This is a genomic window from Agrobacterium sp. A3-95 (assembly GCF_053521785.1).
In genome coordinates, this window is sequence record NZ_JBNWDR010000002.1 from 589,461 (window position 1) to 615,156 (window position 25,696).

The window sequence follows — 25,696 nt, forward strand, 5'->3', positions numbered from 1 at the left end:
TTCTCCGAAACCCTGAAAAAAACCGCCGAGGCAATCGTCTTTTTGTTGAGTAATCCGGTCAAGATATAGCCGGAGCGAAGACAGGAAGACAAAAGCAGTATGCGCCTCCAGATACGTATGAACGGTTCAGGGAAAAACGCGGCAAAGCCGGCACGTATGACCGTGCTTTTGGCGACAACGGCGGTGGTCGTTTCAATGTCGGTACCGGCTTTTGCGCAGAGCGGACCGAATGCCGCCAATGGTCAGCGCTCCGGTGGCGAGCAGGGTGCAACGCGGCCTTTTAATATTCCCGCCCAGCCGCTGTCCTCCGTTGTCGGCGTTTTCGGGCGGCAATCCGGTCTGCAGGTTACGCTTGCCACGCCGTCCGCCGGCAATGTGCGCACCAATGCCGTTACCGGCAGTTTTACGGTGCGGGATGCGCTGTCCCGGCTTCTGGCCGGCACGGGCGTGAATTTCCGGTTTACCGGAAGTGGCAGAACCGTCGTCATCGGCTCGGGCCAGGCCGCTGCCGATCTTTCCGAGGCGGAAGGCACCACCGTTCTGGAAGAAATTACAGTGACCGGAAAAACCGGACGCAATTCCATTGCCGGCACCGGTTATCAGGGAACGCCCGACTGGGTTTATGAAACACCCGCCAGTGTCAGCGTCGTCAGCCGCGAGGCGATCCAGTCCGCCGGCGTGCGTAACACGCGCGATGTCTTCAACCGCGTCTCCGGCGTCTACGCCGGTGAGGGCAACGGCAGCTTCCCGACCGTTTCGCCCAATATACGTGGCTTGCAGGAAAGCGGCCGCGTGGTCGTCTCCATCGATGGTGCGCGGCAGAATGCGCAGCGTGGCGCAGCTTTCGGCGGGGCCACGAGTTACACCGCGAGCGCCGGGCAGGGTTACGTCGATGTTGCCTTTATCCGTGCTGTCGAGATCGAGAAAATAACCAATGCGAGGTCGGGTAACGCGGGTTCGCTTGGCGGGAAGGTCGAGTTCCGTACCGTCAGCGCCGCCGATCTGATCCCCGAGGGTGCGAACAAGGGGGCGGAGGTGAATGTCTCCCGTGGCACAAATGGTTACGATTTTCAGGGTTCGGTTCTGGCCGCAGTTCGTGAGCCGAATGGCCCTCTCTCCTTTGTTGCCGGTTACAGCCGCACGATCATGGATGAATACAAGATCGGAACAAGAGGCGAGGCACGAAGCACCGCTTTGACGATGAAGGACCTGCTCGGCAGGGACGGTTGGTCGACCTTTTTCAAGGGCGAAGGTGACTTCGGGGATGTGCAGACTTCGTTGTCATGGATGCATCAGCAGAATGATTTTGTTCAGGGTGCGTCCACCGTGGTCGACAGGGAAAGTGTACGCAACGACAGCGTCGTCGCGAAGCTGGACTGGGACCCCGAAAGCGAACTCATCGATTTCAAATCTTCGTTGTGGCTGAACGACAATATGACGCACGAACTGCGTGCAGAGCGTATTGGGTATGCCGCTGAGACGAATCTTGACATGGGCTTACGCAGTTTTGGCGTCAGTGTCGAAAACACCAGTCGCTTCGATACAAAAGCGGGTGCGTTAAGTTTGAATTATGGTGGGGAAGCATTTCGGGATATTGCATCGTCGATTGCCACCAGTTCCGCAATTAGCGAGAACCCCTCGTTCGCGAGTAGCTATACGGCTTTCAGTCCTGCCGGACGGCGTGATGTTGCCAGTCTGTTTGTAAATGGCGAATTAGAGCCCGCCGATTGGATCAAGCTGAGTGGCGGCGTGCGTTATGACTGGTCACGTCTGAAGGGATTGGCGACTTACTACAATCAGGTAACGGTTGCGACGGGTTCAAACCGTGTTGTAGGCGCGATAGACAATTATCTCACCTATGTATCGCAATACTCGCGGCCGACTTACGATCGTGTCTACGCGATCTGCACTACGGGTGTATTTGGTGGTCGCACTTTCACTGCGACACAGAGGACAGGTTCCTGCAACACTCTGAACAACGTCTGGCCTGCAACCAGGGGTGAAATCATCAACGGCCAATGGCGGGATGCTGGAACTACGTATTTTGATACGACTTATTCGACGGAGTATCCCTCTTACGACGTGGAAATAGACCGTACCTACAGTGCCTGGCTGCCGTCCGCTACGATAGAACTGAAACCCGTTGACTGGTTCCGGCCTTATGCGAGCTATTCCCAGAGCCTGCGACCGCCGACAATTCTCGAGGCTTTTTTTGCCGGCGCACGCCCTGGAGATTCGGCCGGCTACGAATACGCCCCGAACCAGTCCCTGCGCGCGGAAAAAGCGACGACCTACGAAATCGGCGCGAATATGAGCTTTGACGGCGTGCTGCTGGACAACGATTCCGTCCGCATCAAAATGGCCGCCTTTCGCCGTGAGGTTAAGGATTATATCGCTCTCGGTTATCTCGTTACGGATCAGGTGGCGGATCGGACCTATACCAGCTTCGTCAATCTCGACGGCACGACCTATATGCGCGGCCTTGAATTCGAGGGCAATTACGATGCGCGAAGCTTCTGGCTTGGTGGCTCAGCGACGCTGCTGAAGACCGACTGGCCGGACAACACGCAGGTATTTTCCAACGGCACCACCACGACAAGCGGCGAGATTGTCGCATGGCCGGGCGATGTTGCGCCCAAGGTGAAGCTGACGCTCGATGGCGGCATGCGTTTCTTCGACGAAAAATTCTCTCTGGGTGCGCGGCTCAACCATGTCACGCCGACACAATCGCGGACGCTCGATACGGAGGGTAATCTGCGGGAGGTAACCGATCCCTACACGACGGTGGACCTATACGGCTGATATGCCTTCAACGAAAAGGCGACGCTTCGTTTCGCGGTCAACAACCTGACTGACCGCAAATACATCCCGGCAGCCAGTGCCTATACCGCACCGGGCCGCACTTTTGTCGCGACGATGAACGTGAAGTTTTGATGCGCGGAAGAAATTCTCCGGGCTGGGGTTGCAGCCCGTCCCGGAGATGAAACGCCTTCGTCACATGACAAAGGTATCCCTATTGGCCAGCAAAGGAGTACACCTATGGCTACCACAATTCAACTGACGCAGTCTTCCTCCGACTTGATCGGTTACCTCAACGGTTGGACGAGCGGTTTCGGTTCGACCTATGGTGCGTTCTACGACGCTCAGACCAGCTCTCTCGCCACCACCACTATCGATCCGAACACGACCTATGAGGCGTGGGGCGATGGCAGCAACGGTGGCAAGGGCATTGTCATGAGCGGTGCCCTGCAATACTCCCAGGGCAACCTGACAGGTTCGGTCGACAGCATCGTTCTCGGCACCGGCTACAGCCAGTCCACCAGCGGCATCGCCGTCAGCCAGCAGGAACTGCTGATCGATCCCGACGGCTCCTACTCGCTCGCAGGCGCGCGCGATCTTCTCGATCTCGCCGTTTACCAGCTTGCCCGTTTTGGCTCGCTGGCTGGCTTCTATGACTACTTCGCGGCTACCGGCACTGTGATCGAAGACACTGCTTCCTCCAACACCCTTACGGGTTTTGCTGGTAATGATACGTTCGTTTTCTCTGGCGGCAGTGATGTTGTACAGGCTGGCCCGACCGGAACATACGGTTATCAGGACGGCACCGACAAACTGGATATTTCCGCTTGGGGCGCCGGAAGCATCGATGACGTCATTGTGGGCAGCAATGCAAACGGAGACGCAGTTATTGAAAACATCTTTGGCGGCGACAGCATCACTCTCGTTGGTGTAGATTCCAGCGTACTTGACGCATCGGACTTCATTTTCGCCAGCGCATCGGCGCTTGCCGCTTAAAGGAAAATCAGGCTGTGGGCTTTCAAAACCACCAGCAGACACCGCCGCAGTCCCTCACTGCGGCGGTTGTTTCGCCCCTTAAAAGTACGCTTTTCGGTGTGGCGCTCGTCAGCGGTGTGGTCAACATCCTGGCGCTGACGTCGCCCCTGTTCATGCTTCAGGTTTACGACCGGGTGCTGGCCAGCGGCAGTCTGCCAACACTGGTCGGGATCGCCATTCTTGCGCTCGGCCTCTATGGCTTCCAGTGCCTGCTCGACATCATCCGCGCCCGGGTCCTGATCCGTATCGGCGAGGACTTAGACATGCGCTATTCCGGCAAGGTGCATGATGCGGTGGTGCGCCTGCCGCTCGTCAACCGTATGCCGGGGGACGGCCTGCAGCCGCTGCGCGATCTCGACAACGTGCGCGGTTTTCTGTCCGGCACGGGGCCCACCGCCTTTTTCGATCTGCCTTGGATGCCGCTCTACCTTGGCATATGTTTTCTGTTCCATTTCTGGATCGGCGTGACGGCTCTTGCCGGTGCCGTTCTGCTTATATCCCTCACCATCTTAACCAATATGTTCTCGCAGAAGCCGATCCGCGACACCATGGTTGAAAACATGGCGCGCAACCGGCAGCTGGAAGCCTCGCGCCGCAACGCCGAAGTCGTGCAGGCCATGGGGCTCGGCGGCCGGCTTGGCAAACGCTGGCAAATCTCCAACGAGGCTTACCTCGCCGCCAACCGCAAGGCGGGCGATGTGGCCGGCGGCCTCGGCAATATCGCAAAATCCCTGCGGATCGTGCTGCAATCGGCCATTTTGGCGGTCGGCGCATGGCTGGTCATTCAGCAGGAGGCCTCAGGCGGCGTGATGATCGCCAGTTCGATCATGATGGGTCGGGCTTTGGCGCCCGTCGATCTTGCCATATCCAACTGGAAGTCCTTTGTTGCCGCCCGCCAGAGCTGGGCGCGGCTAAGGGAGCTTTTTGCGCAGATGCCGGTAACGGCGACCGCAATGGCACTGCCGAAGCCTGAGAGAGAATTGAAAGTCGAAAACGTCACCATCATTCCGCCGGGAGAGAGAAAACCGACCGTCGCGGGCCTTGGTTTCGTCATGACCGCCGGGAATGCGCTCGGTGTCATCGGCCCGTCCGGCTCGGGAAAATCCACCCTCTCGCGCATTCTCACCGGAGCCTGGATGCCCGCCGCCGGCAAGGTGCGGCTTGATGGTGCGAGCTTCGATCAATGGGATCGCGAAGCCCTCGGCCGCCATATCGGTTATCTGCCGCAGGGCGTGGAGCTTTTCGACGGCACGATCGGCGAAAACATTTCCCGTTTCGAGGACAATCCCGATCCCGACGCAATCATTGCCGCTGCGAAAGCCGCCGGTGCGCACGAACTGATCCTGCGCTTCGAAAAGGGTTATGACAGCGATATAGGTGAGGCCGGTTCGGCGCTTTCGGCAGGACAACGCCAGCGTATCGGTCTCGCGCGTGCGCTTTATGGCGATCCCTTCATCGTCGTGCTGGACGAGCCGAATGCCAATCTCGATGCGGAGGGCGAAGCCGCCGTCGTCAGGGCGATCGCGTCGGTCAAGGCGCGCAACGGTATCGCCATCGTCGTCGCGCATCGGCCCAGCGCGATCGGTGCCGTCGATTTCATTCTGATGATGGAGGAGGGGCGGATGAAGGCCTTCGGTCCGCGCGACGAGGTTCTCTCGAAAGTGCTGCGCACTCCGAATGCTCAAGCGGCGAAAGGTTTCACCGCATCCGCGCACACGGTGTCACCATTGCGTGTCGTCGCGAATACCCAGCCTAAGACGGTGGCGCTGCAAGAGAGTGGCGAAGAGAACAGGCAGGAAGGAGATACGGATGTCAAAAATTGACCAGCGCACGCAGGTGTCCCGCTCCATCCGCAAACATCTTCTTGCCGGTCTTGCCGCAAGCGCCGCACTGCTGGCCGGCGTCGGCGGATGGGCAGCGACGACAAATCTTGCTGGCGCGGTCGTCGCGTCCGGTCATCTTGTGGTCGATTCCTATACCAAGAAGGTACAGCACCCCAAGGGTGGCGTCGTCGGTGAAATTCTGGTGAGCGAAGGTGGCAGAGTAAAGGCCGGCGACGTCGTCATGCGTCTCGACGCCACCCAGACCCGCGCTAATCTCGCCATAGTGACCAAGCGGCTGGATGAGCTGAGCGCGCGCATGGCAAGGCTGGAGGCCGAACGGGACGATCTGCCGGAACTCGTTTTTCCACAGGCTCTGGTGGCGCGCAAGGACGATCCCGATGTCGCTTCCGCCATGCGCAGCGAAACCAGGCTGTTCGAATTCCGCAAATCCTATCGTGAGGGGCGCAAAGCGCAGCTTGTGGAGCGTATCACCCAGTTCGAACATGAAATCGAAGGGTTGAGGGCACAGGAAGTCGCCTACGACAACGGGCTTGCGGTTTTGCAGGCTGAGATAACCTCGCAAAAATCCTTACGGGAGCAGGGCATCGTGTCCGTGCAGCGGCTGAACAGCCTGCAGACCCAGGCCGCGACATTTGGCGGTGAGCGTGGCGAAAAAATCGCCTATCAGGCGCAGACGGCGGGCAGGATCACCGAAACGAAACTGCAGATCCTGCAGATCGATCAGGAACTGCGCACCGAAGTGGGCCGGGAACTGCGCGAGATACAGGCGCAGACGGGTGAATATGTCGAGCGGAAGGTCGCTGCGGAGGACGAGTTGAAGCGCATCGATATCATCGCGCCGCAATCCGGCATGGTGCATGAAATGGCGGTGCATACCGTGGGTGGCGTGGTGACGCCGGCCGACCCGATCATGCTCATCGTGCCTGATGGGGACGAACTGGCACTCGAGGTGCAGATCTTGCCGAAGGATATAGACCAGTTGCAGGTAGGGCACAAAGCGATGCTGCGGATGACCGCGTTCAACCAGCGCGTCACGCCGGAACTGGAAGGCCATGTCAGTCGCATCGCCGCCGATATCACCACCGATCAGAGGACCGGCCTCTCCTATTATCTGGCGCGGATTTCCATACCGGTTGCCGAGCGGGAAAAGCTGAACAATGCGCCGCTGATGCCGGGCATGCCTGCCGAGGCGTTCATCCAGACCAGCGAGCGCACAGCGCTGTCCTATATCGCCAAGCCGCTGACGGACCAGATCAACCGCGCCTTCCGGGAAGAGTAGCGGGCTTTTCTGATCGGCAGTCACGACTTGAGATCAAAGCCAGCCCAGCGCTTTCGCTGCTCGGATCGCTTCCGCGCGGCGTTTGCAATCCAGCTTGCGGAACAGGTTTCCGAGATGGAATTTTACCGTCACTTCCGAGATGTTGAGGGTCTGCGCGATCTTCTTGTTAGACATGCCGCTGGCCAGCAATTGCAGCATCTGTGCTTCCCGCTGTGAAAGCCCGCCATGCAGGGCGCGTGCCTGCGGCGAGTTGACCGAGGCGGCGAAAATCGACAGCGCGTTCCGGACATCGGAAGAGGTTTCGATGAAACCGCGGATACGGCGATTGTTCAGAAGCGGCGACAGGAATATGCGCTCCTCCGACAGGACGCCGTTGCAGCCAAGGCGCGTCGCCGATTCAAGTGCGTTGAGGATATGGGCGCGGGCGCCGGCACTGTCACGACGCTGGTGTGCGGCATAGCTCTGCCATATTCTGAGCGCGACCTTTTCGCGGTTGGTGACCTTGGGGTTGGCGATCATTGCATCCATCTGCCGGGCGAGATAGGCGCGCGGCGTGAAAAGATGTACCGCGTCGCGGAGCCAGGCCATCACATAGGCGATTTCGTCGCGCCGCGTGAGCCGGGCAAGGTCCTCATTCGCGCTCTCCACCCAGTTGCGACCCATCGGCATGCGAATTGCCGATAGCGTCGCTGCCGCATCCGCCCAGCGGTTGGCGTTCTGGTAAGCGATTGCCGTTCTGATCTCCATCATCGCATGGAATTGCAGCCCTTCCGAAAGGTGAATCCACAGGCCGTCGAGGAAGCCCGGACGAACGGTCATCGGAAAATGATCGATCAGCACCTGCGAGGCATAATGCAGGGCAAACTGCATCAGGCTCGGCCATATCTCGGCGGCGGCGAAGTGGTCGAATTCATGCTCGACGAAGTGCAACAGGTCGCGCGGTTTTCCCGCCTCATAGGCAAGGCAGGCTTCCGCCAGCCGCAGCATTCGGAACTCCTGCGCGGCGTCGTGTGGCACCTGTTCCAACCTCGTGCGCGCATCCTGTGCCGCGCGACGGGCCAAGAGCACATCACCGCTCATCAGTCGCAGGACGATCTGGTGCAGATGGATGAAGAATTCGAGCAGCGGCTGCCCGCCCATCTTGCGCAGATAGATAAGCGCGCGGGCGGCAGCGGCCTCGGCCTCGCGAAAATTACGGCGGCGGATTTCGAATTCCAGCAGCGCATTGTAATAGGCGGCCCATTTGCCGTGATCGTCCATGGGGTAATCGGCCATGAATTCCCCGAGGCGCGTTATCACAGCGTCATTGGGGGTCAGGTCCTCGGCAATCATCAGGTTCAGCCGGAAGGTGCGGGCGGCAAAGGAAAAACGCGAACCGCGGGCAAGCACCTTGAGTGGATCGAGATAATCCGAACCCAGGCTCTTGCCAAGCAGATGGCGCACGCGTTGCAATTCGCCCTGTTTCAGCAATGCGCGGGTGACGGCGAAGAGGACTGTTTCATTCGCCGCGATCATGTCCTGCGAAAACCGCATGATGATCTCGCGAAACCTGTCGACGCTGCTTCGGTAGATCAGTTCGCGCCCATGGGCGCGTTCTAGGATTTGCGCAGCGTGGGTCTCATAACCGCGGTCAAGCAACATGGCCATTGCCGCAAGCGCCCGCCCTTCCTTCTCGAATGCGGAAGCGACCTCTACCACTGCCCTGCCAGCCTGTAATGTGGCGAGACGTTCTCCCGCTGCCACGGTCAGAAGCCTTATCAGTGTGTCGTGTTTTTCCGGGTTTGCGATCAGGAAGGGCGGCAGAAGTTCTGCCCATTCAGCGTCGGGTTCTGCCGAGGGATTTTCCAGCCAGAGCGAAAGCGCGACCGTCTGGGCCGGTGACAGATGCGGCAGATAATTTTCCCGCAGATAGTCGACGCATAGTTTTTCGTCGGCGAGGCGAGCGAGAGACAGAAAGGCCGGCCACCCCGCATAATCATCGAGCGCCAGACGCTTCTGTTCTGTTGGAAGGCCCGCGGTCTCATCTTGGCCAAAGGCCAGTTCATTTGCTCCGATCGTCAGCGAACCACGATGCAATATTTGCCGCGCCAGCCCGCTGATACGTTGATCCGGACGGCAGGCGATGACCACGAAACGCACGGTTTCCAGAATAGGGGCGGGCATGCGGACCGCGCGTGCGAAGACCGGCACATCCCATAGCAGACAGCCTTTTGCCGCCTCATCACTTCTGGGCTGGTGCGTCCGGCATACCTCGGTCCCCAGCTCTTGTGCCAGCAAGTCCATAAGAACGCTTTTCCCGGCGCCCGCCGGCGCGCGCAGAAAGATCACGCCTGCGGTTTCGCTGGCGATACGGCGGCAGAGTGTGGTGCGCGGCAGAAGCGTCATTCAGACAGGGATAGGAGATCTGAATTCAAAAACCTATACTCATTTATCAAAAAACTATACCTTTCTGCGATTGTTCAAAAGGACATGTGGTGAAAACTTGTGCTCAGGAAACTGATGCACAAGGAACGGTCCACCGATGCAGCAACATCCGCTGGTCGCGATTTTGAACAGGCTCGGCGCTTTCGTACTGGTCATGATCGCCCTGTCCATCATGATTTTTGCTCTAGCCCGTGTGGTGCCGGGTGATCCCGCCCGCATGGCGCTCGGGCCTGCGGCAACACAGGAACAAGTTGATGCGCTGCGCGGCGAGATGGGTCTCGATAAGCCGCTCGCCGCCCAATACCTCGACTATATCGGCAACGCCCTGCACGGTGACCTGGGCTTCTCGCTGGTTTCCCAGCGCCCCGTCACCACCGATCTGGCCCAGACCGTTCCTGCGACCGTCGAACTGGTTCTGGTCTCAGTCATCTTCATGTTTGCCGTCGCCATCCCGCTCGGCGTCATCACGGCGCATTACCGCGACCGTCCGCTCGACCATATCGGCCGTATCCTCTCGCTCACCGGCGTGACGATCCCGAGCTTTTTGTTTGCCATCACGCTGCAATTGCTGGCCGCTCGCTTTCTCTCCGGCTGGCCGATCATCGGTAGGATCGATCACTCACTTGGCTGGCAGGGTGGCCTGACGGGCTTCATCCTGATCGACGGTACGCTTGCCGGACGGTTCGATGTAGTGCTGGATGCGCTGAAGCACCTTGCGCTGCCGGCCTTTGCGCTCTCCATGGCCGGTATCGGCCAGATCACCCGCATCACGCGTTCCTCGATGATCGAGAACCAGCGCAAGGATCACGTGCTCACCCTGCAAAGCTTCGGCGTGCCGGAGCGGGTCATCATCTTCCGTTATCTGCTGAAGCTTTCCTCCATCGCGCCGCTGACGATCATGGGGCTCGAATTCGCCTCGCTGATCGGCAATGCCTTCGTGATCGAAATGGTCTTCGCCTGGGGCGGATTCGCATCCTACGGGCTGAACGCCATCCTTCAGAAAGACCTCAATGCCGTGACTGCCGTGGTGCTGGTGGCCGGCCTGTTCTTCATCGTTGCGAACCTGATCGTTGATGTCCTGATCTCGATCATCGACCCGCGCCTGCGCCGCAAGGAGGCTCGCTGATGGCTGATATGAAAATGCTCGAACCCACCGATCGGGGCTTAAGCGCCGGTTACATGATGTGGTACCGCTTCAGCCGCAATCCGGCAGCGGTCATCGGTTCGCTGATCCTGTTGTCGGTGCTGGTTCTGGCGATCTTTGCGCCCTGGCTTACACCCTATCCCAAACATATCGGCGCGGTCGTCGATTTCCGTGCCCGCCACATGCCGCCGGATCTGGAGCACTGGTTCGGAACCGACAAGGCCGGACGCGACATCTTTTCCCGTACTGTCTTCGGGCTCAGGGTCTCGCTTCTTCTCGTCATCGGCGTGCTCGGCATCTCGGTCCCGGTCGGCACCGTGCTTGGCCTGGTCGCCGGTTATTGCGGCGGCTGGACCGAGAAAATCATCAGCGGCCTGACGAATGTGATGCTGGCCATGCCGCCCCTCGTCATGGCGCTGGCGGTCTCCAACCTGCTGGAACCCACCTTGATGAACGCCATGATCGCGATCACGCTTCTATGGTGGACCTGGCATGCGCGGCTGATCTATTCGGTGTCGAAATCCATCGCATCCGAGGACTACATCGAAGCGGCACTTCTTGCAGGTGCGGGTCCGCTGCACATTCTCTTTCGCGAAATTCTGCCCAATTGCGTCTCGGTCATATCAGTCAAGACGACGCTGGATGCGGCATTCGTCATCCTCTTTGGCGCGACGCTGAGTTTCCTCGGTTTCGGCGTCAAGCCGCCAACCCCCGATCTCGGCTCGATGGTTGCCGATGGGCGCCAGTTCATGCCGGATTTCTGGTGGGAGGTCCTCTGCCCCGGCGCGGCCGTGCTTTACGTGACGCTGGGTTTCAATCTGCTGGGCGACGGCCTGCGTGACATGTTCGACGTGGAAAGCTAAAGCCATGACTGAACCGCTTCTCAAAGTCGAAAACCTCAACGTCACCTTCACCAACTACGGTCGCACGCGCCAAGTGCTGCGCGATGTCGCCTTCACAGTCTCAGCCGGCGAGCGGGTGGCGCTGATCGGCGAAACCGGATCGGGTAAATCGGTCACCGCCAAGGCGATCATCGGCACTTTGCCGAAGAATGCCACTATTGCCTCCGGCGCCATTGTCATCGACGGGCGGGATGTGCTCGCCATGCCGAGAAGGGAACGCGAGGCGCTTAAGGGAACGGCGTTTTCGCTGATCATGCAGGACCCACTGTCTTCCTTCAATCCGGTCTTCAAGATCGGCACGCATCTCGATGATGTCATGCGCTTTGCCGACAAGCGCAACGGCATCAACTCGTCCAAGGCAGAGCGCCGCACCCGTATCGCAGCGGTTCTGCGCCGCGTGCAGCTTGGCGATACCGAGCGGGTCATGAATGCCTATCCGTCCGAGCTTTCGGGCGGCATGCGCCAGCGCGTGTTGATCGGGCTTGCGCTGCTGCATCAGCCGAAGCTCCTCATCGCGGATGAGCCCGGCACCGCGCTCGACGTCACCACGCAGGACGAAATTCTCAATCTCATCAACCAGCTGGTTGCCGAAGAAAATATGGCGCTGCTGATGATCACCCATAATCTCGGTGTCGTACGTAAGGTGGCGGATCGGGTCGTGGTTATGCACCATGGCGACATCGTCGAGACCGGTCCCTGCACGCAAATCCTGCACGCTCCCGCGGCGGACTACACGCGTTCGCTGCTGGATGCGGTGCCGCCGCTCTACGGTCCGCGTGTCGCCGATCTGGCGCAGAGCACACGCTCGCCGATCGTTACCATCGAGGGCCTGAACAAGATTTACGGCAGACGCAACGGTTACCACGCCGTGCGCGACGTGAACCTGACGCTGAAGGACGGCGAAATTTTCGGTCTTGCGGGCGAGTCCGGTTCTGGAAAAACCTCGGTCGCCCGGATGATCATGGGACTTTCGCACCCGACCTCCGGCAATCTTGTCATCGACGCCCCGTCTCCCGGGCGTGGCAAGCGGCTGACGCAGATCGTCTATCAAAATCCGGGCACTTCCCTAAATCCGAAGCGCACGGTCAGGCAGACGCTTACCCTACCGCTGAAATCCATCGGTATGGACGCTGAGGCGCGCGAACGCCGGATGCAGGAACTGATGGGGCTGGTGCGATTGCCACAATCCTATCTCGGTAAATATCCGCATGAACTCTCCGGCGGACAGAAGCAGCGTGTCGCCATTGCCCGTGCACTCGCGGCTGAACCGAAGATCCTCATCCTCGACGAGCCGACGGCGGCGCTTGATGTCTCCGTGCAGAAGACCGTTATCGACCTTCTGCTGCAGCTGCGGGAAGAGCTTGGCCTGACCTATCTAATGATCTCGCACGACCTCTCGCTGATGCGCAATTTCTGTTCGCGCATCGCCATCATGCTGCGTGGCGAGATCGTCGAGGAAGGGGTGACGTCTGCGGTTTTCGCCGAGCCGAAGCATCCCTACACCCGCGCCCTTATCGCGGCGATCCCCGTCGTCACCGACGAGGAAGAGCGCCTGAAACCCACCGTGACAGAGGAAGAGCGTATGCGCTTCCTCGTAAAAACGACCGATTGATAAAAGAGGAGCCTGACGTGTATCGCGTTGGAATTGACGTCGGCGGCACAAATACCGATGCCGTTGTGTTACAGGAAAAGACTGTTCTGGCGGGGGTGAAAGCCTCCACCACCGAAGATGTGACGTCCGGTGTCATCGAAGCCCTTGAAAAGGTGATCGAGGCGTCGGGCATCGACAGGGCACACATCGGTGCCGTGATGATCGGCACCACGCATTTCACCAATGCGGTGATCGAGCGGCGGCATATGGACGAGGTCGCCGCCATCCGGATCGGCCTGCCGTCCGGCGCCGGCCTGCCGCCGATGGTCGACTGGCCGGATGACCTCCGGGAAATCGTTGGTAACCACGGTTATCAGGTCCGCGGCGGATATGAATTCGACGGTCGCGAAATCTCAGCGCTCGATGAGGACGAGATTGTCCGCATCGCCGCCGATATCCGCGCAAAGGGCCTGAAGGCCGCGGCCGTCACCTGCGTCTTCAGCGGCATCAATGATGCGATGGAAGTGCGGGCGAAGGATATCCTGCAGGAGCGCTGCCCCGGCCTGCCGGTGGTTATGTCCAAGGACATCGGACGGCATGGTCTGCTCGCCCGCGAAAGTGCTGCGATCATGAATGCCAGCCTTCTTTCGCTTGCGGACCGCACCGTTGCCGCTTTCGGCGAGGCGCTGAAGGCAGCGGGCATAACCTGCCCGTTCTACATCACCCAGAACGACGGCACGCTGATGGCGGCGGATGTGGTGCGCGGCTTCCCTGTGCTCACCTTCGCCTCCGGCCCGACGAATTCCATGCGCGGCGCTGCTTTCCTCACCGGCCTCAAAGATGCCGTGGTCGTGGATGTCGGCGGCACCACCTCCGATGTCGGCTCGCTGTCGCACGGCTTTCCGCGCCAGGCGTCCACGACGGTGGATATTGGTGGCGTGCGCACCAATTTCCGCATGCCGGATGTGTTCTCGATCGGTCTCGGTGGCGGCTCGCTGGTGGTCAATGGCGAACATGGCCTCACCGTTGGCCCGAAATCAGTCGGTTACCGCGTCCGCCGTGAGGCGCTCTGCTTCGGCGGCACGACCCTGACTGCAACCGATATCGCTGTCGCCTCCGGCAAGGCGGACGTGGGCGAGAAGGCTCTGGTTTCCACTCTGGACAAGCGGCTGGTGGATGCCGCAGTCAAAAAGATCAACGACATGCTCGAGTCCTGTGTGGAGCGCAGCCGCATCTCGTCATCACCGGTGCCAGTGATAGCCGTTGGTGGCGGCTCCATTCTCATGCCTGACCGTATCGGCGATCTGGACGTCATCCGCCCCGAGAATTTCGCGGTGGCGAATGCCGTGGGTGCAGCGATCGCGCAGATCAGCGGCGAGACGGACCGCGTCTTCTCGCTGATCGAGGGGCGCACACGTGAAAGCGCGCTTGCGGAGGCGGAGGCCGAGGCACGCGAAAAGGCGATTGCGGCTGGCGCACTGGCCGAAACGCTGGAAGTCATCGAGCGCGAGGATATGCCGCTTGCCTATCTGCCCGGCAATGCCACCCGCATTCATGTGAAAGTCGTTGGAGAAATGGGAGCCAATCATGGCTGAGACGCGCAAGCTGAAATATGACGAAGCGGCATTGCGTACGCTGACGAGGGAAGATCTCGACGCGCTGGAAATCGGTGCGGGCATTCTCGGCACTGGCGGCGGCGGCAATCCCTATCTGGGCAAGCTGCTTGCACTCGAGGCCATGAAGGCCGGTTACGAGATGAAGATACTTGCGACAGACGCCATCGAGCCGGACGCGCTTTGCATGTCCATCGGCGGCATTGGCGCCCCCGTTGTCGGCGTGGAGCGCATTCGCGAGGGCCGTGAGGGGCTGCGTTGCCTGCGCGCTATGGAAGAGCTGATCCGCACGCCGGTAGACGCCATCGTCTGCGAGGAAATCGGCGGCTCGAACTCCATGAACCCGCTGGTGACGGCGGCGCTTGGTGGCCTGCCGATCCTCGATTGCGACGGCATGGGCCGGGCTTTCCCCGAGATGCAGATGACGACCTTCTCCATCTATGGCCACAGTTCGACGCCATCGGTGATGTGCGACCTGCACGGCAATGCCGTGATCTTCAGCCACGCTGTTTCCGAAGTCTGGCACGAGCGCATGGCCCGCGCCTGCGTCGTTTCTCAGGGCGGCGGCGCAATGCTGGCGACCGCGCCGATGCAGGCCCACTACGTGCACCAGTATGGTATTCCGAAAACCTACACCAAGGCGATCGCGCTCGGCGAGGCGGTGATCCGTGCCCGCAAGCAGCAGGAAGACCCGATTGCGGCTGTCTGCGCGCTTGAAGGCGGACGGCGCATCTTCAACGGCAAGATCACCGATCTGAAACGCCATCTGCGCGGCGGTTTTGCCGTGGGCGATGTCGAGCTTTCCGGCTTCGACGATTGCTCGGGTCAGACGGCGAGCGTGGCGATCCAGAACGAATTCCTGCTGTTCCGCCGTGACGGCAAGGTGGAAGTGACCGTCCCTGATCTGATCGTCTTGCTCGATGTCGATACCGGTTACCCGATCACCACCGAAGTCCTGCGTTACGGCCAGCGCGTGGCCGTGGTCGCGATCCCCTGCCACGATCTGCTGCGCAGCGCCCGCGCGCTCGAAGTCGTTGGACCGGCGGCTTTCGGTTACCCGGACATTCCTTTCTCACCGCTGCCCGTCCCGGTCGGCAAGGCTGCCTAACCATAAGCGGGGCAAATGACCCGCAATAAAGAGGAGAACGATAATGAAAATGCCAGGACTTCCTTCCCGCCTTGCCGTGCTTGCGCTCGGCACGGCAATCGCGTTGCCGCTTGTTTCTTCCGCTGCTTTTGCGGAGGACAAGGTTTCGGTCGCGGTCAACACCATGCAGATATTCAGCTCGCTCGACCCGGCGAAAGTGACTGACTATACCGGCTACATGGCCATCGTGAACATGTATGACGGCCTGACCACGGTGAACGCCAAGGGCGAAATCGTGCCGCATCTGGCAAAGTCCTGGGATATTTCTGAAGACGGCCTGACCTATACCTTCCATCTGCGCGACGATGCGAAGTTCCAAGATGGCACGGCGGTCAAGGCTGCCGATCTCGTCTGGTCGGTGCAGCGCCTGCTCGGCATCAACAAGGGGCCGTCGAACCTCATCGTCGGCGTGCTGAAGCCCGAAAACGTCAGCGCGCCTGATGATGCGACGCTCGTCATGAAGATCGAGCGTCAGTTTTCGCCCTTCATGGCCTCCACGCCGCTGATGATGGCGTTGAACAAGACGTTGATCGAAGCCAATGCCAAGCCCGAAGACAAGTGGGGCGAGTCCTATGTGGGCGAACATTCCGCCGGTTCCGGCCCATACAAGCTCGTCAGCTACAACCGTTCTGCCGATATGGTCATTGCCCGCAATGCGGACTATTTCCTTGGCTGGACCAAGGGCAAGCCGATCGACGAAGTACGCTTCGTCCAGACGAGCGACGACGCTACCGTCAAGGCGCTGGCTGAAAAGGGCGAACTTGGCCTTTCCTCGCACGGCCTTGGCAACGACACCTATGAATCCATCGGCCGGATGAAGGGTTACAAGCTGATCCAGACCCGCACCGCCGGCGGTTTCGTCATCAAGCTCAACACCAAGGTTTACCCGACCGACGACGTTCACGTTCGTCGCGCCATTGCCTATGCGACGGATTACAAGACGATCCAGGAAGTGATCTATCCCGGTTTCGACATGCAGGGGCCGCTATCCGACGCTTTCAAGGACGCGCATAACGGCGATATTCAGCCCGGCGTCTACGATCTGGAAAAGGCGAAGGAAGAACTGGCGAAGTCGAAATATGCCGGCCAGAAAATCACGCTGGTCAACAGCTATGTCGCTTCGCTGGCCTTCGAGGCGGAAGTGGCGCTGCTTTTGCAATCCAGCCTCGAGCAAATCGGTATTACGCTCGATATCAAGCCAGAGCCGTGGAACCGTATCGTTGAGCTTTCCTCCAAGCCTGAAACGACGCCTGCGTCGACGCAGGTGAATATCTCGCCGACCTATCCGTCTCCGGATGCGATGTTCTACAACCAGTATCACTCCAAGGCATCAGGCACATGGATGTCGATGGAATGGCTGCAGAACGCGGAAATCGACGGATTGATCGACAAGGTCCGTGCCACGACCGATACCAGCGAACAGAACGCAACCTACAAGGAACTGCAGACCAAGATCGCCGATCTTCAACCGGATGTCTGGGCGGTTGCGCCGAACCGCCGTTATGCGGCGAACAAGTGCCTTCAGGGTTACGAGTTCATTCCCATGCAGAGCTGGGACCTGAACTTCTCCAACTTCCATTGGGACTGCAAGGCGGAGTGATCTCCGTCCCATGAAAAGCGGTCCCGCCGCAGGGCGGGGCCGATGAGACTTGGAACGATAAAGGGAAGGAGCATCGCTTGCGCCGGAAAGGCTGCGGCATGCCCGAGGATGACGCATGATCCAGGAATTTTCCGAAGACGATATCGAACCTCTTGCCACCGGCGCCTGGATTCTGGGAACGGGCGGTGGAGGCAATCCCTATATCTCGACGCTCAATCTGCGCCGTCTTTATGCCGAAGGCAGACGGGTGAAGGTCATGGACCCCATGGCGCTTGCTGATGACGACATGGTTGCGGTCGTCTCCAAGATGGGTGCACCGCTTGTTGGTCAGGAACGGCTGGGAGACCCCGTTCATCTTGCCCGCGCGGTCGAGGTCATGGAGGATTATCTCGGCAAGCCTTTCCGGGCGATCATGAGCGTGGAAATCGGCGGTTCGAATGCGTTATCGTCCTTTCTCGCCGCCGCCATGCTCGACCGGCCCGTCGTCAATGCCGATGCCATGGGACGTGCTTATCCCGAAGCGCAGATGACCTCATTCGCCATCGGCAATCTGCCGATGTTTCCATTGTCGCTCGTCGATGTGCGAGACAATGAGGTGATCGTGACGCGCGCTGCATCGTGGAAATGGATGGAGCGCATCTCGCGCAAGGTCTGCACCGAAGTTGGTTCCACCGCCGCCACCTGCAAGGCGCCGCGCACCGGCAAGGAAGTGAAGGAATGGGGCATTCATTACACCGTCACAAAGGCGACCGAACTCGGGCGCGCGGTGATGGAGGCGCGTGCACGCCATGATGACCCGGTTCAGGCGGTTCTCAACCATGAGGGTGGCAAACAGCTGTTCCGCGGCAAGGTGGTGGATGTCGCCCGCGAGACCACCGGTGGCTTTCTGCGCGGCAGTACGACCATTGAAGGCATCGACGCCGATCGCGGCTCACGCATGGAACTTGCCTTCCAGAACGAGTGGGCGGTCGCCTTCCGCGACGGCCAGCCGGTCGCCATGACGCCCGATCTGATCTGCCTTCTCGACACTGTTTCGGGCAGCGCCATCGGCACGGAATCGGTGCGCTATGGCCAGCGTGTCACGGTTATCGCCCTGCCGGCGCCGGAACTCTTGACGACGCCTGCCGGCATTGCTGCCGTTGGCCCGCGTGCCTTCGGTTATGACATTGATTTCAGATCGGTATTCCCATGAAACGCATCGGTATTGACGTTGGCGGCACCAATACGGATGCCGTTCTGATCGATGGAGACGCCATCGTTGCCTCGATCAAGGTTCCGACCACGCAGGATGTCCTGTCCGGCGTGAAGGCGGCCCTCGCTCACGTGTCTGGCCATATAGGCGCGGCAGATCGCCCGATCGATGCGGTCATGATCGGCACCACCCATTTCACCAATGCTGTCGTGGAGCGCGCCCGGCTGGAGCGAGTTGCGGCCATCCGCATAGCGCTGCCGACCGGTTCTTCACTGCCGCCCATGTGCGACTGGCCGAAGGATCTCTACGAGGCCGTCGATCCGCTGATCTTCATGGTTCATGGTGGCCATGAATACGATGGCAGTCCGCTGGTGCCGGTGATCCCGGATGAAATCCGTGAAGCGGCGATGAAAATCCGCGATGCAGGCATTACCTCGATAGCCATTTCGGCAACCTTTTCGCCGCTGACCACGGAGTGCGAGGTGAGGGCGGCGGAGATTGTCCGTTCGGTGATCCCCGATGCACGCATCACGCTTTCCCACACGCTGGGCCGTATCGGGCTTCTGGAGCGCGAAAACGTTGCACTTCTGAATGCCGCCTTGCAGACCCTTGGCAGGACCACGGTACAGGCATTTTCGGATGCGCTGCGCGAAGCAGGTGTGAAGGCGCCGTTCTATCTTACACAGAATGACGGCACCGTGGCGCTTGCGGATGTAGCTGCCGCAAACCCCGTGCACAGCTTCGCTTCTGGCCCGACCAATTCGATGCGTGGTGCCGCTTTTCTCACCGGGCTTTCCGATGCCATGGTGGTGGATGTAGGCGGCACCACCTCCGATATTGGTTGCCTTGTCGGTGGTTTTCCGCGTGAGGCAAATAATATTGTCCATATTGGCGGGGTCCGCACCCTGTTCCGCATGCCCGATCTTCTACCTGTAGCACTGGGCGGCGGCACCATTGTCGACCCGCAGACAGGCAAGATCGGCCCGCGCTCGGTTGGGTATCGCATCCTGACCGAAGCCCGCGTTTTCGGCGGCGAGACACTGACGGCATCGGATATCGCCGTTGCGGCAGGCCTGATCGAGATGGGTGACAGGGATCGTGTGAAGGGCCTCGATCCGGCATTCGTGCAGGCGACGCTCGGCCGTATCCGCGACATGGTGGCCGACAGTTTCGACCAGATGAAGACATCAGCCGAAGACGTGCCGCTGGTTGCGGTCGGCGGCGGCGCATTCCTGATACCGGAGCAGGTGCCGGGCGCATCCGAGGTGCTGCGTGTGGAAAATGCGGGCGTTGCCAATGCGCTCGGCGCAGCGATGGCGCAGGTGTCCGGTGAGGTGGATCAGGTCTTTTCCGGGCTGAGCCGCGACGAGGCCCTTGCGAAAGCCGAGACCGAAGCGCAGAACGCAGCGGTCGCTTCAGGAGCGGAGCGCGCGAGCCTCAAGACGCTTGAGGTGGAGGATATTCCCATCGCCTATTTGCCAGGCGGCGCTCGCAGGGTCCGCGTGCGTGTTATCGGCGATATAGCCTTTCATTGATGGTAAGAGGCCCTGCCTGCGGCGGGGCAACAGTGGAGTGAGGATATGACGAAGATCGCACTGGCCATTCACGGTGGTTGCGGGGTTATGCCGGAAGACAGCATGACTCCGGAGGAATGGGAAGCGGCGCGCCACGATCTGGCGGCGGCACTGCGCGCCGGTTATGGTGTGCTCAAGGCTGGCGGAACTGCGCTGGAAGCGGTTGAGGCGGCAGTCGTCGTTATGGAGGACAGCCCGCATTTCAACGCAGGCCATGGGGCGGCGCTCAACGAGAATGGCATTCACGAACTCGACGCGTCGATCATGGATGGCAAGACCCTTGCGGCAGGCGCAATCAGCGCCTCCCGCGCCATCCGCAACCCGGTGAAGGCGGCCCGGGTGCTAATGGAGGATGAACGCGCAGTCTATCTCACCGGTGAAGCGGCTGACCGGTTTGCGCAGGAGAAGGGGCTTGCCACGGAGCCTCAATCCTATTTCACCACTCAAAAGCGTGTCGAGGCGCTGGCGGCCATGAAGGCTCATGCCACCGCAGGTACGGAAGCGACGGAAAACGAAAAACACGGAACCGTCGGTGCCGTGGCACTCGATGCTGCTGGGCATCTCGCAGCCGCGACATCCACCGGCGGCTACACCAACAAGCCTGACGGCCGGGTGGGTGACAGCCCTGTGATTGGGGCGGGCACCTATGCACGCGACGGCGCCTGCGCCGTTTCCGGCACCGGCAAGGGTGAATTTTTCATCCGTTACGTCGTCGGCCATGAGATCGCGTCCCGTGTCGCCTATCTCGGGCAGGATCTGGAAACCGCCGCCGGCAACCTCGTCCACAAGGATCTGGCGCCCTACGATATCGGTGCGGGTCTTGTCGCCATCGATGCCGAAGGTGGCATTGCCGCACCCTATAATACGCCCGGCATGTTCCGGGGCTGGGTGACTCCATCAGGAGAGGCCCGTGTTGCCACCCACGACAGGGTCTATGACGTGGAATTGTGACCGGGGACCGACCGGGCCGAATGACAATGCTAAAAAAACCGGTGACATGAAGGCCTATCGGCGGCAAAAGGTCTGAACCGAAACCGGCTCGTCTTTTCATCCCATGGTGCTGGCCTCATGAATATCAAGCAGCTCGAAGTCCTTCGCACGCTTCTTTCCACCGGCTCGACCATTGCCACCGCCAAGGCCATGGGGCTAAGCCAGTCCGGTATCAGCCGGCTTTTGGCTCAGCTCGAGGCGGACCTGTCGCTGACGCTGTTTGCCCGTGACAAGGGGCGGCTGATCCCGACGCCGGAGGCAGCGCTTCTCGCGCGTGACGCGGAAAATGTGCTGCTTGCTGTCGATCGCATGTCCGGCCACGCCGAAGATCTGCGCAATGGTGCTGCCGGTCCGGAAATCGTCCGCATCGGCCTGCCGAGCAGCATGTGGGAGAACTTCGCGCCCGCCATGCTGATAGACTATGTCAGGGATTTCCCCGGCGTGCGCATCGAGACTTTCTTTGAAACGACCACCGCCATCAACAGGCTGGTTGGCGAGCGGGTGATCGACCTCGGTTTCCTGCGCATGGAAGGTGAGATTGGACCGGGCATTGATGTCGAGCGTGTCGCCACCGGCAAAAGCGTCTGCGTGGTCCGTCAGGATCACCCTTTAGCCGAGCTTACCGAGATAACAGTTAAGGACCTGCGCAACATTCCGCTCATTCTGATCGGCCGGCAGCGGCCGAACCGAATGGCGCTCGAGCAGGTCTTCAAGAAAGCGGGCGTCAAGCCCATGGTGAAGATCGAGACCCACACCAACAGTTCCGCATGTGCCTATGTCGCGCATGGTCTGGGCGTTACGATCATCAGCAGTTTTTATGCTAACCTCTACAGGCACCTTCCCGTCGTGGCGCTGCCCTTCATTCCGCAATCAACCCAGGAGTTCGGTCTTGCCCGGGCCTCGGGCGCACCGCTGTCCATCGCGGCGCAGGCACTCAGCGACGCCTTGAAGCAACAAATCCAGCTTTCGCAAAAAATCGACTGAAAACAGGGTTTTTCACGAGAAATCTCATTGTCCCTGTCAGGATGAAACGTGCCACCATTCTGCATAGGCATATGACGTTTATGCATAATATTGCGCGTTATTTATCAATCCGTCATAGTCATTCGCAACGAAACCGATAGAGGCGGGAGCACGTTCCCGGCCATCAATCGTGGGGAACCGATGATAAGATTCATACTGAGCCGTCTTTTGATGGCGCTGCCAACGATCGCCTTTGTGTCGATCACGGTCTTTGCGCTCATCCGCTTCATTCCGGGTGATCCGGCCGCCCTGATGCTGGGCGACATGGCGCAACCGGAACAGATCGAGGCGATGAGAACAGAGCTTGGTCTCGACAAGTCCATGCCGCAACAGTTCGTCATCTGGGCGGGCAATGTGGTGCAGGGCGATTTCGGCCGGTCCATCGTCAACGACGAGGCAGTATTGCCGCTGGTCGTGTCGCGGTTCCTCGTCAGTGCTGAGATCGTCGTCGTCGCCGTTCTGCTGGCCAGCCTGATTGCGGTTCCGGCAGGTGTGATCGCCGCCTGGAAACAGAACAGCCTGACCGATCTTGCACTGGTTGGAACGGCAACCCTGCTTTTGTCCATACCGACATTCTGGCTCGGGCTTCTGCTTCTGCTGTTCTTCGGTCTAAAGCTCGGCTGGCTGCCGGTGCTGGGATACGTGTCGATCAGCGACAATCTCGTTGGCGGCATGCTCTATCTTGTCCTGCCTGTCATGACGCTGGTGATCCACGAGATGGGTGTCTTGATCCGCATGGCCCGCGCCTCAACGCTTGAAGTGCTGCGGCTGGATTACATTACCCATGCCCGCGCCAAGGGACTTTCGGAGAGTGCCGTCCTCTGGCGGCACGCCTTCAAGAATGCCTTTGGTCCGACATGGACAATGATCGGCCTCATCCTCGGCAATCTTCTCGGCGGCATCGCCGTCATCGAGACGGTCTTTACCATTCCGGGGCTCGGGCGGCTGATGGTCGACAGTATCTTTGCGCGTGACTACCCCGTCATACAGGGCTGCCTGCTGTTCGTTTCCCTGTCCTACGTGCTGGTCAATCTCTTCGTCGACCTTCTTTATCCTCTCTTCGATCCGCGTGTGGTTGCCGAATGAAAAAGTTCACACTCAACGGGCTTATCGGCGGCGTTCTCATCGGCCTCCTGCTCATCACCGCCATTACCGGCCTGTTCTGGACGCCCTATGATCCGATGAAGCTCGGTTTTGCCTCGCGGCTGGCCGCGCCCGGTCCCAGCCATCTTCTTGGCACCGACGAATTCGGGCGCGATGTTCTCAGCCGCCTGATGGTCGGCGCGCGTGCCAGCGTCTGGATCGGCTTCCTGACGGTCAGCTTCGCTACGATCTGCGGCACTCTGATCGGTCTTGTCAGTGGTTATGCGCGCGGCTGGGTTGATGGCGTCATCATGGCCATCAACAATGCGCTTCTCGCTTTTCCCGGCATTCTCCTGGCGCTTGGCCTTCTCGCGGTCTTTGGTGCCAACCAGTACGGCATCATCTTTGCGCTCGGCATCGCCTACACGCCATCAATGGCCCGCGTGGTGCGTGGCGCCGTATTGTCGCTGCGTGAGCGCGAGTTCATCGAGGCGTCGCTGGTGATGGGCAATGGCGAGATTTACACCATGTTCCGCCACATCCTGCCCAATTGCATCGCGCCGATCACGGTGCTTGCCACATCCATGTTCGGCTGGGCAATCCTCTCGGAAAGCGCACTGTCCTTCCTCGGCCTTGGCGTGCCGCCGCCGGCCCCCACCTGGGGCAACATGCTGGCCGCTGGCCGGCCCTTCATCCAGCAGGCCGTCTGGCTCGGGCTTTTCCCCGGTCTCTGCATCGCGCTGACACTGCTCGGCATCAATCTTCTGGGCGATGCCCTTCGCGACAGGCTTGACCCGCGCATGAGAGGTCTCAAATGACGGACAATACTCTTCTTACCGTGCGCGGCCTTTCGCTGGAGGTCGCGGGAAGCGGCCACCGGGTAGTCAAGGATGTTTCCTTCGATATTGCGCCTGGCGAAATCTTCGGCATCGTCGGCGAAAGCGGATCGGGAAAGACGCTGGCCACCCGCGCGCTCATCTCGCTTCTGCCCCCGGCAATTGCCGTCACCGGCGGATCGGTCATCTACAAGGGAAGGGACGTGATGTCCCTGCCGGCAAGGGAACTTCGCCGCCTGCGCGGCGCGGAAATCGGCGTCGTTTTCCAGGAGCCGATGACCTCTCTCAATCCGTCGATGACGATTGGCTGGCAGCTGGAAGAAGGCCTGATCCTTCACACCAAGTTATCGCCGGAAGAGCGCCGCGAGAAAATTCTCGAGATGCTGAGACGGGTTGGTATCCGCGATCCCGAAGGGGCGCTTGCTGCCTATCCGCATGAGTTTTCCGGTGGCATGCGCCAGCGCATCATGCTGGCCTCGGTCATGCTCCTGAAACCGGCGCTGCTGATCGCCGACGAGCCGACGACGGCGCTCGATGCCGTCATCCAGCGCGACGTCATGGAGCTGATGGTCGAACTGACACGGGCGGAGGGAACAGCCGTCCTTCTCATCAGCCATGACCTGCCGATGGTGGCCCGCTATACGAGCCGTATCGTGGTTATGGGGAAGGGCGCGATTGTCGAACAGGGTCGCACCGAAGACCTGCTCGATGCGCCGCAGCATCCCTATACGAAAAAGCTGCTTTCCTCTTTGCCCTTCCGGGGCGAGCCGCGTGTCGTCGACACCAGCAAGGCGCCGATGATTTCAGCCCGAAACATTGTTGTCGATTATGCCGGACGCAAGTCACTGCTGAAGAAAGCCAAGCCGAAGCGGGCGCTGCATGGGGTCAGCATCGATATTCACGAGGGTGAAGTCGTGGCACTGGTCGGTGGCTCCGGCTCCGGCAAGACCACGCTTGGCCGCACCATTGCCGGTCTCGTGAAGGAAAGCGAAGGGCAGATCCAGTTTCAGGGGCGGGAACGCAACGAGGACTGGAACGACTATCGCCTGAATTGCCAGATGGTGTTTCAGGATCCCTATTCCTCGCTCGATCCGCGAATGACCATTCAGGCGCTGGTGGAGGAGGCGTTGCGTCTCGTCCCCGGTCTCGATCAGGCCGCCAAGCGCAAGCGGGCGCTGGAAACGCTGGAAGAGGTGGGGCTTGGCGCAGACTATGCCAGCCGTTATCCGCACGAGCTTTCCGGCGGCCAACGCCAGCGCGTGGCGATTGCCCGTGCCATTGCCCGCCGTCCGCGGTTCCTGATCGCCGACGAACCGGTTTCCGCCCTTGACGTGACGGTGCGGGCGCAGGTGCTCGATCTCTTTTCCGATCTGCAGAAACGTTACGGCTTTTCCTGCCTGTTCATCAGCCACGATCTCGGCGTGGTCGAACAGGTGGCCGACCGTGTCGTCGTCATGCAGGACGGCCGTATCATCGAAGAGGGCGACCGCGACACGATTTTCGACAGCCCGAGAGAGGCCTACACACGCCGGCTCCTCTCGGCCATTCCCGCCCTCGACCAGAATGAAAAGGGCGGTGTGACACTCAAATGGCGTCTGGAAGAAGAAGTTTAACAGGAAC

18 protein-coding genes are annotated in these 25,696 nt (G+C 60.1%); 17 read left to right on the top strand and 1 reads right to left on the bottom strand.

What is annotated here, in order from left to right:
- The first annotated feature begins 99 nt into the window (after window positions 1-99).
- From ACQZ5Y_RS08320 to ACQZ5Y_RS08335, 4 genes are all read left to right on the top strand, one after another.
- Window positions 100-2,802, top strand: a complete 2,703-nt coding sequence (locus tag ACQZ5Y_RS08320; RefSeq protein ID WP_419462475.1) for a TonB-dependent receptor — start codon at window positions 100-102, stop codon at window positions 2,800-2,802.
- Window positions 2,803-3,039: 237 nt separating this feature from the next.
- Window positions 3,040-3,795 carry a calcium-binding protein gene (locus tag ACQZ5Y_RS08325; RefSeq protein ID WP_013761630.1) on the top strand — a complete coding sequence of 252 codons (756 nt, stop codon included), beginning with the start codon at window positions 3,040-3,042 and terminating at the stop codon, window positions 3,793-3,795.
- A 14-nt stretch (window positions 3,796-3,809) separates the two neighbouring features.
- Entirely contained in the window at window positions 3,810-5,657 is a 1,848-nt protein-coding gene (locus ACQZ5Y_RS08330) for a type I secretion system permease/ATPase (RefSeq protein WP_174050543.1), read from the top strand.
- The gene (locus ACQZ5Y_RS08335; protein WP_174050541.1) at window positions 5,644-6,957 is read left to right on the top strand and encodes an HlyD family type I secretion periplasmic adaptor subunit; all 1,314 of its coding nucleotides are present in this window, start codon (window positions 5,644-5,646) and stop codon (window positions 6,955-6,957) included. The genes ACQZ5Y_RS08330 and ACQZ5Y_RS08335 overlap by 14 nt, the downstream gene beginning before the upstream one ends.
- A 33-nt stretch (window positions 6,958-6,990) precedes the next feature.
- Here ACQZ5Y_RS08335 and ACQZ5Y_RS08340 read toward each other — a convergent pair whose 3' ends face one another.
- Window positions 6,991-9,342 (bottom strand): helix-turn-helix transcriptional regulator, encoded by a 2,352-nt coding sequence (locus ACQZ5Y_RS08340; RefSeq protein WP_013761627.1) that lies wholly within the window; start codon window positions 9,340-9,342, stop codon window positions 6,991-6,993.
- A 136-nt stretch (window positions 9,343-9,478) separates the two neighbouring features.
- Between ACQZ5Y_RS08340 and ACQZ5Y_RS08345 the strand changes: the two genes are divergently transcribed.
- The 13 genes from ACQZ5Y_RS08345 to ACQZ5Y_RS08405 all read left to right on the top strand — a co-directional run bounded on the left by ACQZ5Y_RS08345 (window position 9,479) and on the right by ACQZ5Y_RS08405 (window position 25,689).
- Entirely contained in the window at window positions 9,479-10,507 is a 1,029-nt protein-coding gene (locus tag ACQZ5Y_RS08345; RefSeq protein WP_113472727.1) for an ABC transporter permease, read from the top strand.
- A complete protein-coding gene (locus ACQZ5Y_RS08350; RefSeq protein WP_174050539.1) occupies window positions 10,507-11,388 on the top strand; it encodes an ABC transporter permease in 882 nt (293 codons plus the stop codon). Before ACQZ5Y_RS08345 ends, ACQZ5Y_RS08350 begins: the two co-directional genes overlap by 1 nt.
- A gap of 4 nt (window positions 11,389-11,392) precedes the next feature.
- Complete coding sequence (locus ACQZ5Y_RS08355; RefSeq protein ID WP_174050538.1) at window positions 11,393-13,039, top strand: ATP-binding cassette domain-containing protein; 1,647 nt, start codon at window positions 11,393-11,395, stop codon at window positions 13,037-13,039.
- Between the two features lie 17 nt (window positions 13,040-13,056).
- On the top strand, window positions 13,057-14,613 hold the full coding sequence (locus ACQZ5Y_RS08360; RefSeq protein WP_025595602.1) for a hydantoinase/oxoprolinase N-terminal domain-containing protein: 1,557 nt from the start codon (window positions 13,057-13,059) through the stop codon (window positions 14,611-14,613).
- The gene (locus ACQZ5Y_RS08365) at window positions 14,606-15,739 is read left to right on the top strand and encodes a DUF917 domain-containing protein (RefSeq protein WP_013761623.1); all 1,134 of its coding nucleotides are present in this window, start codon (window positions 14,606-14,608) and stop codon (window positions 15,737-15,739) included. The genes ACQZ5Y_RS08360 and ACQZ5Y_RS08365 overlap by 8 nt, the downstream gene beginning before the upstream one ends.
- Window positions 15,740-15,782: 43 nt before the next feature.
- Window positions 15,783-17,378 carry an ABC transporter substrate-binding protein gene (locus ACQZ5Y_RS08370; protein ID WP_174050536.1) on the top strand — a complete coding sequence of 532 codons (1,596 nt, stop codon included), beginning with the start codon at window positions 15,783-15,785 and terminating at the stop codon, window positions 17,376-17,378.
- A gap of 115 nt (window positions 17,379-17,493) precedes the next feature.
- Window positions 17,494-18,570, top strand: a complete 1,077-nt coding sequence (locus tag ACQZ5Y_RS08375) for a DUF917 domain-containing protein (protein ID WP_003506758.1) — start codon at window positions 17,494-17,496, stop codon at window positions 18,568-18,570.
- Window positions 18,567-20,105, top strand: a complete 1,539-nt coding sequence (locus tag ACQZ5Y_RS08380; RefSeq protein WP_174059995.1) for a hydantoinase/oxoprolinase N-terminal domain-containing protein — start codon at window positions 18,567-18,569, stop codon at window positions 20,103-20,105. The genes ACQZ5Y_RS08375 and ACQZ5Y_RS08380 overlap by 4 nt, the downstream gene beginning before the upstream one ends.
- 45 nt (window positions 20,106-20,150) lie before the next feature.
- Window positions 20,151-21,095 carry an isoaspartyl peptidase/L-asparaginase family protein gene (locus tag ACQZ5Y_RS08385; RefSeq protein ID WP_019564709.1) on the top strand — a complete coding sequence of 315 codons (945 nt, stop codon included), beginning with the start codon at window positions 20,151-20,153 and terminating at the stop codon, window positions 21,093-21,095.
- A gap of 117 nt (window positions 21,096-21,212) precedes the next feature.
- Window positions 21,213-22,118, top strand: coding sequence for a LysR family transcriptional regulator (locus ACQZ5Y_RS08390; protein ID WP_003511007.1), 906 nt, complete (start codon window positions 21,213-21,215; stop codon window positions 22,116-22,118).
- 180 nt (window positions 22,119-22,298) lie between these two features.
- Window positions 22,299-23,243 (top strand): ABC transporter permease, encoded by a 945-nt coding sequence (locus ACQZ5Y_RS08395; protein WP_003511005.1) that lies wholly within the window; start codon window positions 22,299-22,301, stop codon window positions 23,241-23,243.
- A complete protein-coding gene (locus tag ACQZ5Y_RS08400; RefSeq protein WP_003511004.1) occupies window positions 23,240-24,058 on the top strand; it encodes an ABC transporter permease in 819 nt (272 codons plus the stop codon). The genes ACQZ5Y_RS08395 and ACQZ5Y_RS08400 overlap by 4 nt, the downstream gene beginning before the upstream one ends.
- The gene (locus ACQZ5Y_RS08405) at window positions 24,055-25,689 is read left to right on the top strand and encodes an ABC transporter ATP-binding protein (protein ID WP_174050532.1); all 1,635 of its coding nucleotides are present in this window, start codon (window positions 24,055-24,057) and stop codon (window positions 25,687-25,689) included. The genes ACQZ5Y_RS08400 and ACQZ5Y_RS08405 overlap by 4 nt, the downstream gene beginning before the upstream one ends.
- Window positions 25,690-25,696: the final 7 nt, after the last annotated feature.

What these genes read in the sequence shown, in the direction of transcription:
- ACQZ5Y_RS08320 (WP_419462475.1), top strand. Translation starts at nt 100, where the DNA reads ATGCGCCTCCAGATACGTATGAACGGTTCAGGGAAAAACGCGGCAAAG.
- ACQZ5Y_RS08325 (WP_013761630.1), top strand. Translation starts at nt 3,040, where the DNA reads ATGGCTACCACAATTCAACTGACGCAGTCTTCCTCCGACTTGATCGGT.
- ACQZ5Y_RS08335 (WP_174050541.1), top strand. Translation starts at nt 5,644, where the DNA reads ATGTCAAAAATTGACCAGCGCACGCAGGTGTCCCGCTCCATCCGCAAA.
- ACQZ5Y_RS08340 (WP_013761627.1), bottom strand. Translation starts at nt 9,342, where the DNA reads ATGACGCTTCTGCCGCGCACCACACTCTGCCGCCGTATCGCCAGCGAA.
- ACQZ5Y_RS08345 (WP_113472727.1), top strand. Translation starts at nt 9,479, where the DNA reads ATGCAGCAACATCCGCTGGTCGCGATTTTGAACAGGCTCGGCGCTTTC.
- ACQZ5Y_RS08350 (WP_174050539.1), top strand. Translation starts at nt 10,507, where the DNA reads ATGGCTGATATGAAAATGCTCGAACCCACCGATCGGGGCTTAAGCGCC.
- ACQZ5Y_RS08355 (WP_174050538.1), top strand. Translation starts at nt 11,393, where the DNA reads ATGACTGAACCGCTTCTCAAAGTCGAAAACCTCAACGTCACCTTCACC.
- ACQZ5Y_RS08365 (WP_013761623.1), top strand. Translation starts at nt 14,606, where the DNA reads ATGGCTGAGACGCGCAAGCTGAAATATGACGAAGCGGCATTGCGTACG.
- ACQZ5Y_RS08370 (WP_174050536.1), top strand. Translation starts at nt 15,783, where the DNA reads ATGAAAATGCCAGGACTTCCTTCCCGCCTTGCCGTGCTTGCGCTCGGC.
- ACQZ5Y_RS08375 (WP_003506758.1), top strand. Translation starts at nt 17,494, where the DNA reads ATGATCCAGGAATTTTCCGAAGACGATATCGAACCTCTTGCCACCGGC.
- ACQZ5Y_RS08380 (WP_174059995.1), top strand. Translation starts at nt 18,567, where the DNA reads ATGAAACGCATCGGTATTGACGTTGGCGGCACCAATACGGATGCCGTT.
- ACQZ5Y_RS08385 (WP_019564709.1), top strand. Translation starts at nt 20,151, where the DNA reads ATGACGAAGATCGCACTGGCCATTCACGGTGGTTGCGGGGTTATGCCG.
- ACQZ5Y_RS08390 (WP_003511007.1), top strand. Translation starts at nt 21,213, where the DNA reads ATGAATATCAAGCAGCTCGAAGTCCTTCGCACGCTTCTTTCCACCGGC.
- ACQZ5Y_RS08395 (WP_003511005.1), top strand. Translation starts at nt 22,299, where the DNA reads ATGATAAGATTCATACTGAGCCGTCTTTTGATGGCGCTGCCAACGATC.
- ACQZ5Y_RS08400 (WP_003511004.1), top strand. Translation starts at nt 23,240, where the DNA reads ATGAAAAAGTTCACACTCAACGGGCTTATCGGCGGCGTTCTCATCGGC.
- ACQZ5Y_RS08405 (WP_174050532.1), top strand. Translation starts at nt 24,055, where the DNA reads ATGACGGACAATACTCTTCTTACCGTGCGCGGCCTTTCGCTGGAGGTC.